Genomic DNA, 17,580 nt, shown 5'->3' with positions numbered 1-17,580 from the left:
GTGGCCGACGCGACGCCGCGCGAACGCGAGTGGCTCTCGTTCACTGGTCGGTTCGACCCGACGCTTGCGGCGTGGGTGACGGTCGGGGTCGTCCTCTTCGTCTTCCAGGCCGGCGCGGTCGCGACGTTCCTCACTGGAGTGATCGCTACCCTGCTCGGGGCGCTCCCGACGGCGGACGCCGCCGGTTCGCCCCTCGCAGTCGCGACCGGGCTGTTCGACGGCGCACAGCAGTATGCACGGACGATTCCGACGCTGCTCTCCCGGGACGTCATCCCCAACGCCGGCTACTGGAACGGCCAGCAGTGGGTCGGGACCTTCCTCGACCTGTCACCGGGCGTCTCCTGGGCGATCCGGGCGGTGCTCGTGTACGCCTACGCGTTCGGGTGGGTCGTCTGGGCGGTGTTCGGCTACCGGTACTACCGCCGGGAGATCAGAGTCGCCGACTGGACGCCGCGCGACGACGTAATCGATCGGTTTTCGTCCCACAAATGGGGTCTGTTCGGTGCGACCGTCGTGTTCATGTTCGCGGTGCTGGCCGTCTTCGCACCGACGCTTGGCCCGACAACCGTCGAACAGAACATGATCAACTCCTACTCCTACGAGATGAACTACTGGGACCAGCAGGCTAGCTCGGTCGAGACGATTCTGATCGGTGAGGCCAACCTCGACTCCCAGTCGACCGGCGATAGCTCCCGTGTGATGCCGATGAGCTACGACAACTACGGCCGGTTCCACCCGTTCGGGACCATGCCGAACGGCCGGGACCTGTTTACCTTCATCGCGGTCGGCTCCCGGATCTCGCTGGTCATCGGCCTTCTCTCTGTGGGCCTGAGCGCGTTGCTCGCCGTCTCGCTCGCGCTGACTGCCGCCTACTACAAGGGCAAGGTCGACCTCGGCACGGTACTGATCTCCGATGGGGTGATGGCGATGCCGCAGTTGCTCCTGTTGATCATGCTCACGACCGTCCTTGCCGACTCGTGGATCGGCGATATCTACAGCGGTGGGTTCGTGCTCGCGCTTATCTTCGCGTTCACTGGATGGACCTACATGTGGCGGTCGATTCGTGGCCCTGCGTTACAGGTGTCCGAACGGGCGTGGATCGACGCCGCCCGTAGCTTCGGACAGCGACCGCGGACGATCATGCGACGGCACATGCTCCCCTACGTCACCGGATACGTGTTGATCTACGGCTCGATGACGCTGGGCGGCGCAATCATTGCGATCGCCGGGCTCTCGTTTCTCGGGCTTGGCGTCGCCCCGCCGACTCCCGAATGGGGGCGGGCGATCCAGCTCGGCCAGGACTACGTCACCACAGGCTCCTGGCACATCTCGCTGATCCCTGGTGCCCTCATCACGCTCGTCGTAACGGGGTTCAACGCTCTCGGTGACGGCATCCGGGACGCAATCGATCCACAGTCCGACAGCGCGACCGGCGCGGCGGCCGGCCGGGGTGGTGGCGCGTGAGCCGTGCCGATCCCCCTGACCTGGCCGCCACGCAGGAAGCGTCTCGCGGCAAGACGCCGCTGCTGTCGGTTACCGACCTCCGGACCGTGTTTTACACTGACAAGGAGACGATCCACGCCGTCGACGGGATCTCCTTCGATATCTACCCCGGCGAGACGGTCGGCCTCGTCGGCGAATCGGGGTCCGGGAAGTCCGTAACTGCCCGCTCGATCCTCGGTCTCGTCGACGAACCGGGCGTCGTCGAGGAGGGGCAGATCCGGTTCAAAGGCGACGACCTCGTCGAGACCGGCTGGGACGAACACCGCGGAGACCTCTCGATCGTCTTCCAGGACCCCTCGAACGCCCTCAATCCGGTCTACACCGTCGGAAACCAGATCCGGGAGGCGCTGAAGATCCATCAGGGTCTGACCGGGGCCGCAGCGGCCGAGCGGGCGATCGAACTCCTGGAAGCCGTCGGGATTCCAGACGCACCGCGCCGGGTCGGCGAGTATCCCCACCAGTTTTCCGGCGGCATGCAACAGCGAGCGGTCATCGCCATCGCTCTCGCGTGTGATCCCGATCTGCTGGTCTGCGACGAGCCAACGACGGCGCTGGACGTGACGATCCAGGCACAGATCCTCGAACTGCTTGCCGAACTCCAGCGCGAGGAGGAGCTTGCGATACTCTTCATCACGCACGACATGGGCGTCATCGAAGAAACGGCCGACAGAGTGAACGTGATCTACGCCGGCGAGGTCGTCGAACGTGCGCCCACGGAGACCCTGTTCGCAGAGCCGGAGCATCCCTACACGAGCGCACTCCTGAAGAGCATTCCCGGCCGGACGCCGCCCGACCAGCGCCTGCCGACTATCGAGGGAGAAGTCCCGACGCCGAACGCCCCCGCCGATGCCTGTCGATTCGCGCCCCGGTGTCCGATAGCCGTCGACGAGTGCATGAGGGATGTCCCCGAGACGGTTCAGACCGACGCCGCCGTCGATCACGCCGCTGCCTGTATCTTTGCGGGCGACAACCGCGACCACGGAGATGAGAACCGATGACTGCCACGACACCACAGACACAGACCGCATCGGGTGACGATCAGGACCCACTACTCGAGATCGACGGCCTCAAAACGTACTACACGGACGATTCGCTGGTCAACAGCGATCCCCCGGTCAAAGCCGTCGACGACATCTCGCTGGACGTCATCCGCGGCGAGACGCTCGGCCTAGTCGGCGAGAGTGGCTGTGGCAAGACCACGCTTGGCCGCACGCTCGTCGGACTGGAGTCCGCAACATCCGGGAGCGTCACTGTCGACGGGACCGATGTCACCGAACTGAGCGGGAGCGAACTCCGCGAGTGGCAGCGCCGCGTCGGAATGGTCTTTCAGGATCCACAGGAAAGTCTCAACGATCGCCAGACGGTCGGGGAGATCGTCGGCGAACCGCTGGAGGCACACGAGTGGAAGACACCCGCCGAACGCGAGGAGCGCGTGAATACGTTGCTCGATCGGGTCGGCCTGCGAGAGGAACACTTCTATCGATACCCCCACCAGTTCTCGGGCGGCCAGCGCCAGCGAGTGGGCATCGCACGTGCGCTCGCACTCGAACCCGAGTTCGTCATCCTCGACGAACCCGTCTCCGCCCTCGATGTCTCCGTCCAGGCGCGCGTCATCAACCTGCTCGAGGAACTCCAGGCCGAACTCGGTCTGACGTACCTCTTTATCGCACACGACCTCTCGCTGGTCAGGCACATCGCCGACCGGGTCGCGGTCATGTATCTCGGGAACGTCCTGGAGGTCGGCCCAACGGAGCGGGTCTTCGAGGAGCCAGCGAACCCCTACACACAGTCGCTACTGTCGGCTATCCCGGGGTCGTCGAGTCCGGCACCCGACGACCTCGATCGGATCACGCTTCGGGGGACGCCGCCAAACCCCCGACACCCGCCCAGTGGCTGTCCGTTCTCGACCAGATGTCCGGCGAAAATACCGCCGGCCGCCTACGCCGACCTCTCCGGCGACGCCTTCGAGGCGATCGAGACGTTCCGCGACGTACTCAGAGACCGCGTTCGAGGGGAGGGGGGGCTATCGAAGCGTCTCAAGCGACAACTCGGCCTCGGAGCGGGCGGACGCTCCGTCGAAGTAATCGTAACCCAACTGTTTGCGGACGTCGAGCTATCCCCGGCAGCCAGCGACGTGATCGACCGCGCGACTGCAACCGCGGATACGGATCCCACCGAGGCGCTTGCGCTTCTGAACGAAGAGTTCAGCTCCGTCTGTGACCGCGAGTCTCCGGTCGAACACGACGTCGACGAGACGGGCCGGACGAGCCGGTGTCTCCGCCACCGATCCGACTACGACGACCCCGGAAGTGATCGGTTGTGACCGACTCCTCGACTGGCTGGGACGACGCAGACGCCACACCTGGAACGCGACATGGGAGTTCGATACCCCGATCCGATCGGGTCGCCGTCGCCCGCGAGGCAGCCAGGGCCGGCGGAAACGTCGCAATGGCGTCGTTCCGTCGCGATATCGACGTCGAGACGAAGAGCGGAAAGACGGACGTCGTGACGCGGGCCGATCGCGACGCCCAGGATCGGATCGCCGCGGTCATCGGCGAACGGTTCCCCGAAGAGCCGTTCGTCGGCGAGGAAAAGGGCGCTCGCGAGACCGTCCCCGAGAGAGGGCCGGCCTGGATCGCGGATCCGATCGACGGGACGAACAACTACGTGCGCGGGATGCGCCAGTGGGCAAGTAGCATCGCTGGAGTCCGCGACGGCAAGCCGGTCGCGGCGGCGACAGCGCTCCCGGCGCTGGGCGACATCTACGTCGGCGGTCCGGGCGGTGTCACGCGCAACGGCCGTCCGATCGGAGTGAGCGAGACGGACGACACGGATCGGTTCACCGTCTCACCAACGATCTGGTGGTCCCCGGACCGTCGCGACGAGTACGCCCGGGCAACCGAGGCCATCGTTACCCGGTTCGGCGATTTACTCCGGCTGAAGTCCGTCCAGGTATCGCTTGCGCTGGTGGCTGCTGGCTCGGTCGAGGGCGTGATTACGAACGTCGAAACGCATCCGTGGGACACCGTCGCCGGAGCGTATCTGGTCGAGCAGGCCGGCGGGACCGTCACCGACCTCGACGGCAATCCCTGGCGACACGACTGCCGCGGACTCGTCGCGTCGAACGGGCAGGTCCACGAGGACGTGCTCGCGGCGGCGAACGCGATCGATCCGCCTGCGGGAGACGACTCCCGGCTTCGATAAGCCGCGGGAAGAGATCAGGATGATAACACTGAGAAGGTCAGCTACACCCACAGACGAACGGTCTCACGGCAAATTCCGCGCAGCAATCTGAAGACTGTGGATGATGATACCCCACAGTCCACTGAAGCGGGGACCCGTGTTTTAGGACAACGGTTCCGATCAGCCCCCAGTTGTATCTGTAACTCTCTGTACACTGCTGTAGAGCTACTATATGCCCTCCGAGCGCGTACTAGTAACTAGTGAACACATCATGACCCAGAGTACCACCTACAACCAAACTACTGAAAACGTCCACAGAACAGCGGTAGACAGCCGGAAGCCAGCAGGGGTGCTCTTTGTCGCACTATCCGCGCAGTTTCTGACGGTCATCATGCTTACAGCAGCGATGGCGCCGAACTACGACTTCGGTGCGGCCGCAATCAGCGACCTCGGCGTCATCGACGAGACTGCGCTGGTGTTCAACAGTTCCCTCATCGCCGCCGGCGTGCTCAACCTCCTCGGTGGGTTCTACTTCTACCGAACCCACGACAGGCGCTGGCTCTTCACCGTTTTCGCACTCGCCGGCATCGGTGCTGTTGGTGCCGGCGTCTTCGCACTCGATACCGGCGGACTCCACTCACTGTTCGCACTGCTCGCGTTCGTGTTCTTCAACGTGCAGGCCCTCGGGACTGCGACTCGACTTTCCGGTGTAATGCGAGGACTGTCGGTTCTCGCCGGTGGCCTTGGACTCGTGTTCGTCGTGCTCATGGCCGTCGGCGACGCCGGAAACGCTGCGGCGTTTGGCCCTATCGGCCACGGTGGGACCGAACGAATGATTATCTACCCGGTGATGATCTGGCTGATAGCCTTCGGTGGCTACCTCCTCGGGACTGCTGACCGACCTGGTGCAATCGCGGATTCAGGAGAGTAATCTCTAGTCATATACGTCCTGTGCCTAACGAGAGCGACTGAGTGGTTGCACAGTGCGGTCACTTCGACGGGCACAGTTGCCAGTGCGGTTCCCAATCGACATCCAGTCTGTCACAACACCCGGACTGTCTGTCGGTTCGAGGCGTACTCGTGATACAGTCGACTGACCAAGCGGGTACACACCTCAAAAATGAGAAATCGGGAATGCGGATCTGTACCGTCTCGCAATCGAGGCAGTCAGTCGGCTGCTCCGGCACTCGCGGCCGCCGTCGACTGGCTCAGCGCATCACGACTGGACAGCAGGATGATACCGAATCCGATCTTTGCTGTCAGGTCGAGGACTGCAAACCCTGCGGTTTCGATGCCGAGACCCGGTAGCACGGCGAGCCCCTCGGTCCCGACTATCCACCATACGGGGTAGACAGCCCAGATGACGACGATCAGGTTCCGGAGCGTCTTGAACGTCGATGTCGCCTGGCCGCCAAGCGCTTCGGCCTTCTCGGTGAGGCTGCCAAACAGCATGTACAGCAACACGATCATGAAGGCCGTCGAAATGCCCCACCAGACGAGGCGCTGTGCCTCAGTCCCGAGGGCACCGATGGCTCCGGCACCGTCACCGGTCAGCGTCGCGATGACGCCCGTTCCAATCATCCCAACGTCGAGTCCCATCAGGGTAGCCAGCTCGTTCCGGGTCGCGCCCGCGAGCAGGCCGATGTCAAGTAACAACAGCGGCGTTGTGATGAACCAGTCAGTATATCTGGCCCAGTAAATCACCGTCTCTTCGCCGTTGATCATGACCGATGTAACACCGTATCCCAGCGCCATCGCCAGATAGTTCACGAACGCGATTGCGGCGATGAAGATGGTGACGATGTAGAACTCCTGCATCCGCTCGTTCTCCTCGCCCCATCCTTTCGCGATGAAGTATAACATCCCGATAATCATACCAGCTGTGCCGACCCACAGCGACGCTTCCACTAGTCCGCCAATTTCGCCAGGTAATACCATGCGAAGAATTCTATGGAGTTATTAAGTATAAATCAAACACATTACTAGTAAGGCATACAAAGTATTGGGAATTAAAGAGGAATGAGAGCGCTGAACTCCGCGTTTACTTCCTTGTCTTCGATGGGGGCAGGGAGGGAGGTCTAATGCCCTGTATCCTGTCTAAAGGGACCTTATGCGGAGAGTCGAACTCTCTCCGTGACAAGTTCTGACGACCCGAAGGACTCGCTTTGCTCGTCGTATGCTCCGTCAGAAATGGGTTGGGCAGATGTGAACTGCTGCAAGACGTGTTCGCTTCGCTGCGCGCGACTTGCGTAGTTCAAACTGCCGACTGCTTTCGACGACGAGGACCCCTCGCTTTGCTCGTCGTATGCTCCGTCAGAAATGGGTTGGGGCAGATTTGAACTGCCGGCTTCCTCCGTGTGAAGGAGGTGTCATAACCAGACTAGACCACCAACCCTCGCAAAAAGTCGTACCGCTGCTCCGGACTTAAGCCTTGCTTTCGGAAGGCGTCGCGTCCTCGCCCTCGCGGTACGAACGGATACGCTCACGAGCCTTCGTGACGGCTTCTTTCGCCTCTCCTTCGGCGCGCTCTTCGATCTCTTCGAGTTCCTCGCGGATGTTGTCGAGTCGCCCCAGTTCCGGCTCCTCGTCGTCGCCGGTGAGCGCTTTGAACTTCTCTTCGACCGGTTCGAGTTCCTCGGCGACGCCCTGTTTCGCTTTCTTTCCGGCGCGGGTCAGGTAGTACCGTGCATCTTCGAAGTGCCTGTTCATATTCGTTGTTACGCAGAGAACAGATATAACTCTTGTGTGTTCATCCATCTGACGTATCTCTCCAACAGATGCATCAAACGGCACCCAGCAGGGTGGAGTCCAGTGCATGGCATATTTACCATCCATAACTTCACCGACAAGAGTGGGGAAAGCCCGTTCCACCGCTCCGAGTCAACCACCAGCAGTGCGTCACCGGTTCACAAATGGTTTTACCGCTCGGCGGCCGAGCAACGCACGATGTTCAGTCGGCTCTCGATCCCGACGCCGTTTCAGGTCGGCCCCGTCAACGGGTATCTCGCCGGACGAACGCTGATCGACCCCGGCCCCGACAGCGACGAGTCGTGGTCCGCCCTGACAGAGAAGCTAGCGGCCGAGGACTGCCAGGTAGACGACCTCGAACGGGTCGTAGTGACACACCCCCATCCGGACCACTTCGGGATGGCGAACCGACTCCGCGAGCGGGGAGTGCGGATCGTCGCCAGCCCCGACGCGGCCACCATCATCGAATCGTTCGACGACAGGCTACAGTACGAGCAGGCGTTCTTCGAGACGTTTTTCGTCCGTCACGGACTTGACCAGTCGACCGCAGAGACGGTGACGACGCTTCCCGAGGCGTATCTCCCCTACGCACCGAACTGCTCTGTCGACCGAACCGTCGACGATGGCGACGAGATATCGATCAACGGAACTGACCTGACGGTCGAGGCTGTAGATGGCCACGCGCCGGGCGAGTTGCTGTTCTCCTACGAGACGGCCGGCGAGTATCGGGCGGCCGTCGGCGACCACGTCCTCGGCGACGTGACGCCGAACCCGCTCCTCCGGCCGCCGATGGACCGGGAGGACGACCGACCGCGGGTGCTACCGTGCTACAACGCATCCCTCGCTACGCTCCAGGAGCGCCCCTTCGACCAGTTATTGCCGGGCCACGGGAGCCTCATCGACGATCCACAGGGGCGGATCGGCGAGATCCTCGCAGCCCACGAGGACCGGACCGCAAACGTTCTGGAACTGATCGACGGGCCAACGTCCGCACGGGAGGTGATGGACGGTCTGTTCGACGACCTGCCCGTGATAGACTACTTCCCCGCGATGAGCGAGGCCATCGGTCATCTGGACGTCCTCGAAGAGCGCGGCGAAGTGCGTGCAACTGAAGACGCCGGACGAGTGGTATACACACGAAAATGAATCCGACACAGGCGGTCGCGCTCGGCGAGGCCGACGCCGACATCGCGATCACCGGTGGACGCGTCTTTCTGCCCGAAACCAGAGAGTTCCGCGCGCTCGACGTCCTCGTCGTAGACAACGAGATAGCGGCGCTGCCCGAGGACGCGGGCGACGTAATTGGGCCGGAAACGACACGCATCTCGGCGGACGGGCGCGTCGTCATGCCGGGCTTGATCGACGCCCACACCCACGTCGACACCGTCCAGTCGCTGGAGAACGCCTACCATCACCTGCTTGCCTCGGGAACGACCACGGTCGTCACCGAGTCGTCCGCCCTCGGAAGCCTGTTCGGCGCGGACGGTGTCGAGGCGCTCCTCGCCGCGACGGCGTATCTCCCGATCACAGTGCGGATGACCGTCCCGTCGATGCCGCTGGTCGACACGTTCGGTGACAGACGCGCGAGCGAGGCCGACGAAGACGCCCTCGTTGATCTGCTCGCGGACGACCGCGTCGTCGGCGTCGGCGAGACCGACTGGGTCCACGTCGTCGGTCGCGAGAGCGGACTCGACGGCCTGTACGAACGAGCGCGACAGGAGGGAAAACCCATCTGCGGCCACGGTGCAGGCTGTCGCGGCGAGAAGCTAACCGCCTTCGCGACGCTGGTCGACAACGACCACGAGGCGATCAGCGGCGAAGGGCTGGTCGACCGGGTCGAGCGCGGCATCCACACCATCGGCCGGTACGGCACGGTGCGGAACGACATCGATGCGCTCGCCGACGCCGTCGGCCGCATCGGCCCGTCCGAACTCTCGCTGTCGACCGACGGGATGTGGCCCCGTGATCTGCTCGACGAGGGCGCGATGGATGCCGTCGTCCGGCGAACGATCGAGGCGGGCGTCGACCCCGTCGACGCGCTCCGGATGGCGACGCTCAACCCCGCCAGACACTTCGGCCTCGACGAGCGCGGGTCGCTCGCCCCCGGCAACGTCGCCGACGTGGTGATCGTCGACGATCTGGAAGCGATGAACGTGACCACCGTCCTGAGCGGCGGCGAGGTCGTCGTACGCAACGAGGAGATCCGCGTCGCACCGCGGAGCCACGAGTATCCGGCGTTCGTCTACGATACGATCGACGTCGAGAGCGGCCCCGAGAGTTTCGCCGTCCCGGCCGAGGCGGCCGACGAGAACGGTCGTGTGAGAGCTATCGAGGTCGGCGAGGGCCTGCTCTCGATGGCGACGACGGTGGAACCAAGAGTCGAGGACGGCGACCTCCACGCCGCGCCGGATCGGAACGTCGCCAAGGTCGCGCTGCTCGACCGACATCCCGACGGTGACGGCACCGGCTTCACGGGCTTTCTCGAAGGCTATGGGATCGACGAGGGCGCAGTCGCGACAAGCATGACAATGGAGTCCACGGGCGTGCTGGCGGTCGGGACGAGCGACGAGGCACTCTCGACTGCAGTCGAGCACGTCGCGGACCTGGGTGGTGGCTGGGCCGTCGTCCGGGACGGAGAACCCATCGCGGAGGTGCCCTACCGGATCGCCGGTGCCGCGGCGGATCTCGAAGTCGAGGAGACGGCACAGCTACTGAACGCAGTCGAGAACGGCTGTCGCTCGCTTGGCGTCGACGTCGACCAGCCGTTGCTGACGGTCGTCTCGCTGCCGTTCGTCGGCGTCCCGACGTTCAAGCTAACGTTCTCGGGCTACGCCGACGTGCTCAACCGATCGGTGGTCGGACTCACGCCCGAGAACGGAGCGCAGTAACGCCTCAGTACGTCGGATTTTCTTCTGGAACGTCGTCGCGCTGGTTCACTACCCGGGCGAGTACGAACAGGGCGTCCGAGAGCCGATTCAGGTACTGGATCACGGCGTCGTTGATGTTCTCCTCGGCGGCCAGCGCGACGGTGCGTCGCTCCGCACGGCGACAGACCGCTCTCGCGTGATGGAGGCTTGCGCCGCTTTCGCTCCCGCCCGGCAGGATGAAGTTCTCCAGTGGGGGCAACTCCTCCTCATGAGCGTCGATCCACCCCTCTAGTTCGTCGGCGTGTGCGTCGGTGACGACCGGATCGTCCTCCTCGGGCGAGGGGTTGGCCAGATCCGCCTGCGCGATGTGTAAGTGGTTCTGGATCCGTTCGAGTTGCTCGTCGGCGTCGTCGTAGCCGCTCGGCCGGACTGCCCCGATCAGAGCGTTGAGCTCGTCGACGGTACCGTACGCCTCGATGCGTGCGCTCGTCTTCGCGACGCGGGACATGTCACGGAGGTCGGTCATTCCCTCGTCGCCGCGGCCGGTGTAAATCTTCATACGAGATGGCAAGGGGGCGGACGAACTTAGTTCCTCTCTGCTGGCGAGTAGGTGACACGAGTCAGGGAAGGTTTATTCAGAATTACGTCGAATCTATAGTATGTATTCGAAAACACCGACTCGAAGCCGGCGGGACCTGCTCCCCGGAGGAAAAGCATGGCAGCAATAGAGATCGACGGACTCACGAAGCGGTTCGGCGACGTCGTCGCCGTCAACGATCTCGACCTCACGATCGAGGAGGGCGAGATCTTCGGCTTTCTCGGCCCGAACGGTGCGGGAAAGTCGACGACAATCGACATCCTGCTCGACTTCATCCGCCCGACGGAGGGATCGGTGACGGTGCTCGGCCACGACGCCCAGTCGGAGGGCGTCGAAGTCAGACGCCGCACCGGCGTGCTACCGGACGCCTACCACGTGTACGACCGGCTCACCGGTCGCCAGCACGTCGAGTTCGTCCTCGAAATGAAAGGCGTCGACGAGGATCCCGAGGCACTCCTCGAGCGCGTCCGGATCGCCGACGCCGCCGACCGAAAAGCCGGCGGCTACTCGAAGGGAATGCGCCAGCGACTCGTCCTGGCGATGGCGCTGGTCGGCGACCCCGACCTTCTCGTGCTTGACGAGCCGTCGACAGGACTGGATCCGAACGGTGCCCGCGAGATGCGCGAGATCATCCGCGCGGAGAACGACCGCGGGACGACCGTCTTCTTTTCGAGTCACGTCATGGAGCAGGTCGAAGCCGTCTGTGACCGCGTTGCGATCCTCGACCGCGGCGAACTCGTCGCAGTCGACACCATCGACGGACTGCGCGACGCGACTGGCTCGGGCGAGACGCTCTACGTCTATCTGCCGAGCCTCGACGAGGAGACGGTCGACACGGTGGGCGGACTCGACGGTGTCGGGAAGGCCTCGGTCCACGATGGCCGCCTGCGCGTGGCTGTCGACGGCGTCTCGAAGTTCGCCGTGCTGGAATCGATAGATCGGACGGTCGGGCCAGTACAGGACTTCTCGGTCGTCGAATCTTCGCTCGAAGACCTGTTCGTCCAGTATACGACCGAAAAACAGGAGGTCGAAGCATGACGACGCTCGCCGTCGCAAAGAAGGATTTCCGCGATGCCGTCCAGTCGCGGGCGCTGTGGGCGCTCGTCACCGTGTTCGTCCTGCTGTCGGTGGTCTCGTCGTACGCCTACGTGCAAGTACCGGAGATGTTCGGTTCCCCCGGGGGTGCAACGTTCCCCGGTCTGATCTTTTTCACCGTGGGACTGATCGGGCTGTTCGTGCCGCTTGCGGCGATTGTCGTCTGTTACAAATCTGTCGCCGGCGAGCGAGAACTGGGAAGTATCAAGCTCCTGCTCTCGCTGCCGACTGACCGGCTGAACGTGTTCGCCGGCAAAGTCGTGGGTCGGGCCGCCGTGCTCGCGTTCGGACTGGGTATCGGGCTGACGGTCGGTCTGGGCTTCGGTTCGGCGCTCCTCGGAGATGTCGACGTCCTCGCACTGCTCGTGTTCGTCCTGCTGACGCTCGCGTTTGCTGGGGTCTACGCCGGCATCGTCGTGAGTCTCTCGGCGACGACGGGGTCGACGTCGCGGGCAACGACGCTCGCACTCGGCTTTTTCGTCGTCTTCGAGCTATTCTGGGACGCCGTCCCGGTAGCGGTGTTGTACGTCGTGGAGGGCTTTTCGATGCCGACGGCGGTACCTGACTGGGTGTTCGCCGTCACGCAGATATCACCCTCCTCGGCCTACTTCTCCGGACTTGTTGCACTCCTGCCGGATCTCGCCGCGGCGACCGGTGCTGATCCCGGACAGGGGGGTGCAGGCGTCGACGTCGGGGCAACCGGCGGAGGCTCGCTCTACACGGCACCGGAGATCGGCCTCGTCATGCTCGCACTGTGGGCGATCCTCCCCCTCGCCGTCGGCTACTACCGGTTCGCCCGGGCGGATCTCTGAGACGGACAGCACTCCCCGTCTCACTGACCAGCCGCCGGGTCCATCCCTCGCGAGCGATAGGACGATTCGATATAGCACGATACGATTTATTGCCTGACTCGCCCGGACCAGTCCCGAACTGCCGTAATCGGACTCAGATAGCGTCTCGGCTCCTCGAACCGCGGAAAACTGACCCAAACCAGTGGCATTAAGCGGAGCGGCCTGAAAGTCGGGATATGGAACGAGAGACCTACTGCCCCAACTGCGAGGAAGAGCAGACCTTCTGGCTCACGGCGAGCACGGAGCTCCACCTCGGCACGAAAACGAAGTGGCGCTGCTCCGAGTGTGAACGCGGCGTCGTCCGGATCGGTGACGCCGTCGACACGAGTTCGACGGCCTAACCGCTCCGTTCGGACGCCTCCTTCCACTCGCCCACGCCCGACGGATCGAGATGCACGTGTGCGTCGCCGACCCCTTCTTCGGCCCGCAGCATGTCCACGAGTTCCGTCTCTACTTCATGGGCGTCCCGAAGCGAGAGTTCGCCCTCGACCTCGGCGTGTACCTCGACTTCGAGCACTGTGCCGTCGTAGAAGACCACCAGATCGTGAACCCCCTCGACGTCCGGATGGGACAGAAGAGTTTGTCGAACTGCCGCCCGCTGTTCGTCCGAGGGTGCCCCCCCGACGAGATAGGTGATGTTCTCCCGGCCGATCGAGAACCCCTGATAGACGACGAGCAGGCTCACCAGACCGCCAGCGAGGGGGTCGAGGATCGGGTAGCCGACGAGCACTCCGAGCACGCCGGCGATCACGGCGATGGAGGTGTAGATGTCGTTGAGGCAGTCCTTCGCGAGCGCGGACAGCGCCGTCGAGCCGAGGTCGGCGTTGACCTGCTCGGTGTACCAGTAGACGGCGTACATGTCCACGATTGCGAAGCCGATAGCTGCCAGCAGGAGATAGCTGAACTCGATGAACTCGTCGGCGAGCAGTCCCTGAATAGACTCGTAGAGGAGGTTGAGACCGAGCAGCGCGATAGCCACCCCGACGAACAGCGCGGTCAGCGGTTCGATCCGGGAGTGGCCGTGTGGATGAGTCGAATCGGGGTCCTTGAACTGGGCCTGTCCCCAGATCAGCACGACGACGCTGGCAACCAGGTCCGCAATAGAGTGTGCCGCGTCGGCCAACAGGGCGACACTACCGAACGTCAGGCCAGCGGCTCCCTCGACGATGATCTTCACGGCGTTCCCGAGCACGTTCACCCACGATGCGCGGGCAAAGCGTGACCGGTCGGCGTCGTCCATGGGCGATTTAGATGTAGTCTAAACTTGAAGCTTGCCATCGCCGTCGGCTCCCCGGCCAGCCTACAGCGCTTCCGAGATTCCCTGTGTGAACTGGTCGACCGGGATGACGGAATAATCGACCGAGAGCGTGTCCTGGGTCGCCCGAATCTTGCCGACGAACGTCGAGATGTCTTCGAGTTCACCCTCGAGGACGAACAGTTCCATGCAGTAGCTCTCGCCGACGTGGCTGTGGAAGTTCGAGGCGACGAGGTCCTCGTGCTCGTGGCGCAGATTCATCATCTGCTCTTCGACGCTGGTCGTTTCGTAGTCGAAGACGACGGTCACCACGCCCATCAGGTCTTTCTCCTCGAGCTGTTTGTCCTCGAACTCGCCCAGCAGGTTCCGTGACGCCTCTCGGATGACTTCGCTCCGGCCGGTGTAGCCGTGGTCGTCGGAGAACTCGTCGATCCGTTCGAGCAGTTCCTCGGGCATCGAGACGCTTACGACGGTCATATATTAACTGAGTCGCGGTTCGTTATTAAGAATTACTGAACAGAGCGGTTAATCCGCGTCTCTCTTACTAGAAACGTCGGCGCTGCGCTACTCCTCGAGCGCCTGCCAGGAAAGTCGCAGGTTCCGCGCCGCCGATGTCTGGTCGATCAGTCGCGCCGCAGTCCGAGATGGCGCGGCTTCGAGCGTCTCGTCGTCCTCGTCGACGACGGCGTTGAACGCCCTCGCGAGACTGTCGAGCGTGTCACGGTTCTCTATCTCGGTTGGCTCGGTCATCAGCGCCTCGCCGACGATTTCGGGCCACTTGGTCGTCGGTGGGTGGACGCCGTAATCGAGCATCCGCTTTGCGACGTCCGCAGCGTCCTGTTCGCCCGCGCTGGCGACGAACTCGTGATGGAACGGGCCGTAGGGAACCTCGTACTCGATCTGTTCGGCGAGGTAGTTCGCGTTGAGTACGGCCTTCGCGCTGGCGTCGGTGAGCCCTTTGTCGCCGAGTCGCGCAATGTAGGCGTAGGCCTTCACGAGGACGAGCCAGTTGCCCGAGAAGCCGTGGACCTTTCCGATCGAGTTGTCGGGGTCGAACTCCTCGTAGCCCATCTCCGAGCGCCGGATTCGGGGGGTGGGGAGGAACTCGGCGAGGTCATCGACGACGCCGACCGGTCCTGCACCGGGGCCGCCGCCACCGTGAGGCGTTGCGAACGTCTTGTGGACGTTGTAGTGCATGATGTCGAAGCCCATGTCGCCGGGGCGAGCGCGCCCGAGCAGGGCATTCAGGTTCGCGCCGTCGTAGTAGAGCAGGCCGCCGACGTCGTGGACCATCTCCGCAATCTCCTCGATATCGCGCTCGAACAGGCCGAGCGTGTTCGGGTTCGTCAGCATGAGCGCGGCGGTATCCTCCGAGAGCGCGGCGTCGAGGGCATCGAGGTCGATGCGGCCGTCCTCGCCGCCTGGCAGTTCGACGACATCGTAGCCGCCCAGCGCCGCGCTGGCGAAGTTGGTCCCGTGGGCGCTCTCGGGGACGATTACCTCGCTCCGGTGCTCGTCGCCGTTCGATTCGTGATAGGCCTGCGCGACCAGAATTCCGGTGAACTCCCCGGCCGCTCCGGCCGGTGGCTGAAGCGAGACGGCGTGCATCCCGCCGATCCGTGCCAGGTAGTCCTGTAGCCGGTACTGCAGTTCGAGGGTGCCCTGCTTGCGCCGCTCCGGCCGATCCGGATGGATCGACGCGTCGGCGAGCGCGGCGACGTCCTCGGTGAACTTGGGGTTGTACTTCATCGTACAGCTACCCAGCGGATACGGGCCAGTATCGATGGCGTAGGTCATCTGCGAGAGCCGCGTGTAATGCCGCGCTAGCTCCGGTTCGGAAAGTTCCGGAAGCGTGAGTTCGTCCCGAGTCAGGTCGTCCGGCAGCGGGACGTCGGCAGTACTGTCCGCGTCATCGCCCGATGCAGTGCTCGCCCCGCTGAGCGCCACCGTCGTCTCGTCCTTGTCCGAAAGCAGTGGTTCGTAGACCGGTTCGTCGTCGCGTCGCCAGCGGGCCTGATCGAACGTCATCCCTCGACCACCTCCGTGAGCGCCGCGACGAAGCCATCGAGGTCGTCCTCGCCCAGATCGTTCACACAGAGCTGTATCTCGTGGTCGTCGAGGGCGTGGACGGCGTAGCCCAGATCCGCTAGCTGGGCGGCTATCTCCTCGGCCGGTCGCTCGGTGCTCGCGACGAACTCGCGGAAGTGATGCCGGTCGTGGACTGGCGCGTCGACCCCCGAAAGCTGGTCGACGGCGTCGGCGAGCCGGTCGGCCCGCGAGATACTGTCTTTCGCCGCCTCGACGAGTCCGCTTGGCCCGAGCCAGGTAGCGTGAATGGCGGCGCGCAGCGCAACCCACGCCTGGTTCGTACAGATGTTGCTCGTCGCGCGCTCCTGGCGGATGTGCTGTTCTCGGGTCTGGAGCGTCAGCGTGTAGGCACGCCGATCCGCGGCGTCCTTGCTCGCGCCGACGAGTCGTCCCGGCACCTGCCGGACGTACTCCTCTCGCGTGGCGAACATGCCCAGTCCCATTCCGTGACTCGCCGGAAGACCGAGCACGCTGGCGTCGCCGATTACGACGTCTGCACCCACTGTTTCAGGCTCTTCGAGCACCGACAGTGCGATCGGATCGGAGCCGAGGGCGAAGAGAGCGCCGTGATCGTCGGCGATATCGGCGACGGCATTCAGGTGTTCCTCGATGACGCCCCGAACCGTCGGGGTCTCGGCGTAGACGAGTACGGCGTCGTCGTCGGCCCGGTCGGCGAGCGCGTCGACGTCGACACAGCCATCGTCCATCTCGTATGTCTCGACGGAAAGATCGGTGCCGGCGACGTAGTTGGCCAGTACCGCCCGCTTTTCGTCTCGGATATGCTCGGGGACGAGCACGCGGTCGCCGGCCGTCGAGCGCACGCGATCAGCCAGCGTGGCGGTCTCGCCAAGCGCCGTCGCGGCGTCGTACATCGAGCAGTTCACGATTCCCAGTCCGGTTAGCTCCGCGAAGATCGACTGATACTCGAAGAGGGCCTGCAAGAACCCCTGCGAGACCTCCGGCTGGTACTGGGTGTAGGACGTCAGGAACTCGGAGCGCTGGGAGAGATGATCGACCAGCGACGGGATGTAGCCGTCGTAGTGGCCGCGTCCGAGCAACTCGACCATCGTATCGTTGCGTCCGAGCATCCTCTCGACGTCTTCGCGTACTTCGCGTTCGCTACGAGCGTCGATCCCGAACTCGCCGTCGAAGCCAACCCCCTCGGGGATGTCGAACAGGTCGGCCTCCTCGTCGACACCGATCGCGGCGAGCATCGCGTCGGTCTCCGACGGTGTATGCGGCGCGTACGGGCTTCCACCGGATCGGGTCACGGCTGGATCCCCGTCCGGCTACCGTGTAGAGCTTTCACGTGTGGAAGTTACGACTAGCCGTATATCATAATCCCGGTTCCGGTGCCCCAACTCGCTGCTGTGAGCGGTCTCGGGCACCGTC

Annotated in this window: 17 protein-coding genes and 1 tRNA gene; 10 read left to right on the top strand and 8 right to left on the bottom strand. The window is 63.8% G+C overall.

Going from position 1 to position 17,580, the window contains the following annotated elements:
* The 5 genes from ACFQL3_RS03870 (at window position 1) to ACFQL3_RS03850 (ending at window position 5,617) form a co-directional block, all read left to right on the top strand.
* Complete coding sequence (locus tag ACFQL3_RS03870; protein WP_377051570.1) at window positions 1-1,464, top strand: ABC transporter permease; 1,464 nt, start codon at window positions 1-3, stop codon at window positions 1,462-1,464.
* Window positions 1,461-2,501 carry an ABC transporter ATP-binding protein gene (locus ACFQL3_RS03865; protein ID WP_377051568.1) on the top strand — a complete coding sequence of 347 codons (1,041 nt, stop codon included), beginning with the start codon at window positions 1,461-1,463 and terminating at the stop codon, window positions 2,499-2,501. The genes ACFQL3_RS03870 and ACFQL3_RS03865 overlap by 4 nt, the downstream gene beginning before the upstream one ends.
* Complete coding sequence (locus ACFQL3_RS03860; protein WP_377051566.1) at window positions 2,498-3,826, top strand: ABC transporter ATP-binding protein; 1,329 nt, start codon at window positions 2,498-2,500, stop codon at window positions 3,824-3,826. The genes ACFQL3_RS03865 and ACFQL3_RS03860 overlap by 4 nt, the downstream gene beginning before the upstream one ends.
* Before the next feature lie 62 nt (window positions 3,827-3,888).
* Window positions 3,889-4,707, top strand: coding sequence for an inositol monophosphatase family protein (locus ACFQL3_RS03855; RefSeq protein ID WP_377057004.1), 819 nt, complete (start codon window positions 3,889-3,891; stop codon window positions 4,705-4,707).
* 250 nt (window positions 4,708-4,957) lie between these two features.
* Window positions 4,958-5,617, top strand: a complete 660-nt coding sequence (locus tag ACFQL3_RS03850) for a DUF998 domain-containing protein (protein ID WP_377051564.1) — start codon at window positions 4,958-4,960, stop codon at window positions 5,615-5,617.
* A gap of 236 nt (window positions 5,618-5,853) precedes the next feature.
* On the opposite strand, the gene ACFQL3_RS03845 is transcribed toward ACFQL3_RS03850, so the two are convergent.
* The 3 genes from ACFQL3_RS03845 to ACFQL3_RS03835 form a co-directional block, all read right to left on the bottom strand.
* Window positions 5,854-6,624, bottom strand: coding sequence for a bacteriorhodopsin (locus tag ACFQL3_RS03845; protein WP_377051562.1), 771 nt, complete (start codon window positions 6,622-6,624; stop codon window positions 5,854-5,856).
* A gap of 382 nt (window positions 6,625-7,006) precedes the next feature.
* Window positions 7,007-7,081, bottom strand: a tRNA-Val gene (locus tag ACFQL3_RS03840).
* Window positions 7,082-7,110: 29 nt separating this feature from the next.
* Complete coding sequence (locus tag ACFQL3_RS03835; RefSeq protein WP_377051560.1) at window positions 7,111-7,395, bottom strand: DUF7553 family protein; 285 nt, start codon at window positions 7,393-7,395, stop codon at window positions 7,111-7,113.
* A gap of 237 nt (window positions 7,396-7,632) precedes the next feature.
* Between ACFQL3_RS03835 and ACFQL3_RS03830 the strand changes: the two genes are divergently transcribed.
* Both ACFQL3_RS03830 and ACFQL3_RS03825 read left to right on the top strand, forming a co-directional pair.
* Window positions 7,633-8,580: an MBL fold metallo-hydrolase gene (locus tag ACFQL3_RS03830; protein ID WP_377051558.1), complete on the top strand. Its 948-nt coding sequence runs from the start codon at window positions 7,633-7,635 to the stop codon at window positions 8,578-8,580.
* Window positions 8,577-10,322 (top strand): adenine deaminase C-terminal domain-containing protein, encoded by a 1,746-nt coding sequence (locus tag ACFQL3_RS03825; protein ID WP_377051556.1) that lies wholly within the window; start codon window positions 8,577-8,579, stop codon window positions 10,320-10,322. Before ACFQL3_RS03830 ends, ACFQL3_RS03825 begins: the two co-directional genes overlap by 4 nt.
* Window positions 10,323-10,326: 4 nt before the next feature.
* Here ACFQL3_RS03825 and ACFQL3_RS03820 read toward each other — a convergent pair whose 3' ends face one another.
* Window positions 10,327-10,860, bottom strand: a complete 534-nt coding sequence (locus ACFQL3_RS03820) for a cob(I)yrinic acid a,c-diamide adenosyltransferase (protein ID WP_377051554.1) — start codon at window positions 10,858-10,860, stop codon at window positions 10,327-10,329.
* 156 nt (window positions 10,861-11,016) lie between these two features.
* Here ACFQL3_RS03820 and ACFQL3_RS03815 point away from each other — a divergent pair, with 156 nt between their 5' ends.
* The 3 genes from ACFQL3_RS03815 (at window position 11,017) to ACFQL3_RS03805 (ending at window position 13,186) form a co-directional block, all read left to right on the top strand.
* Window positions 11,017-11,937, top strand: coding sequence for an ABC transporter ATP-binding protein (locus ACFQL3_RS03815; protein WP_377051552.1), 921 nt, complete (start codon window positions 11,017-11,019; stop codon window positions 11,935-11,937).
* Window positions 11,934-12,806 (top strand): ABC transporter permease subunit, encoded by an 873-nt coding sequence (locus tag ACFQL3_RS03810; RefSeq protein ID WP_377051550.1) that lies wholly within the window; start codon window positions 11,934-11,936, stop codon window positions 12,804-12,806. Before ACFQL3_RS03815 ends, ACFQL3_RS03810 begins: the two co-directional genes overlap by 4 nt.
* Window positions 12,807-13,021: 215 nt before the next feature.
* Complete coding sequence (locus ACFQL3_RS03805) at window positions 13,022-13,186, top strand: hypothetical protein (protein WP_377051548.1); 165 nt, start codon at window positions 13,022-13,024, stop codon at window positions 13,184-13,186.
* Here the strand turns inward: ACFQL3_RS03805 and ACFQL3_RS03800 are convergent.
* From ACFQL3_RS03800 to gcvPA, 4 genes are all read right to left on the bottom strand, one after another.
* Entirely contained in the window at window positions 13,183-14,085 is a 903-nt protein-coding gene (locus tag ACFQL3_RS03800) for a cation diffusion facilitator family transporter (protein WP_377051546.1), read from the bottom strand. The two genes, ACFQL3_RS03805 and ACFQL3_RS03800, sit on opposite strands and share 4 nt — an antisense overlap.
* Window positions 14,086-14,145: 60 nt before the next feature.
* Window positions 14,146-14,577, bottom strand: a complete 432-nt coding sequence (gene nikR, locus ACFQL3_RS03795; RefSeq protein WP_377051544.1) for a nickel-responsive transcriptional regulator NikR — start codon at window positions 14,575-14,577, stop codon at window positions 14,146-14,148.
* 87 nt (window positions 14,578-14,664) lie between these two features.
* On the bottom strand, window positions 14,665-16,128 hold the full coding sequence (gene gcvPB, locus ACFQL3_RS03790) for an aminomethyl-transferring glycine dehydrogenase subunit GcvPB (RefSeq protein WP_377051542.1): 1,464 nt from the start codon (window positions 16,126-16,128) through the stop codon (window positions 14,665-14,667).
* On the bottom strand, window positions 16,125-17,459 hold the full coding sequence (gcvPA, locus tag ACFQL3_RS03785) for an aminomethyl-transferring glycine dehydrogenase subunit GcvPA (protein ID WP_377051540.1): 1,335 nt from the start codon (window positions 17,457-17,459) through the stop codon (window positions 16,125-16,127). Before gcvPA ends, gcvPB begins: the two co-directional genes overlap by 4 nt.
* Window positions 17,460-17,580 lie beyond the last annotated feature (121 nt).

This window comes from Natronoarchaeum sp. GCM10025321, from assembly GCF_042663585.1.
Taxonomy (GTDB): Archaea; Halobacteriota; Halobacteria; order Halobacteriales; family Natronoarchaeaceae; genus Natranaeroarchaeum.
The sequence above is the reverse complement of the archived record's forward strand: the minus strand, read 5'-3'. Positions and strand labels throughout refer to the sequence as shown.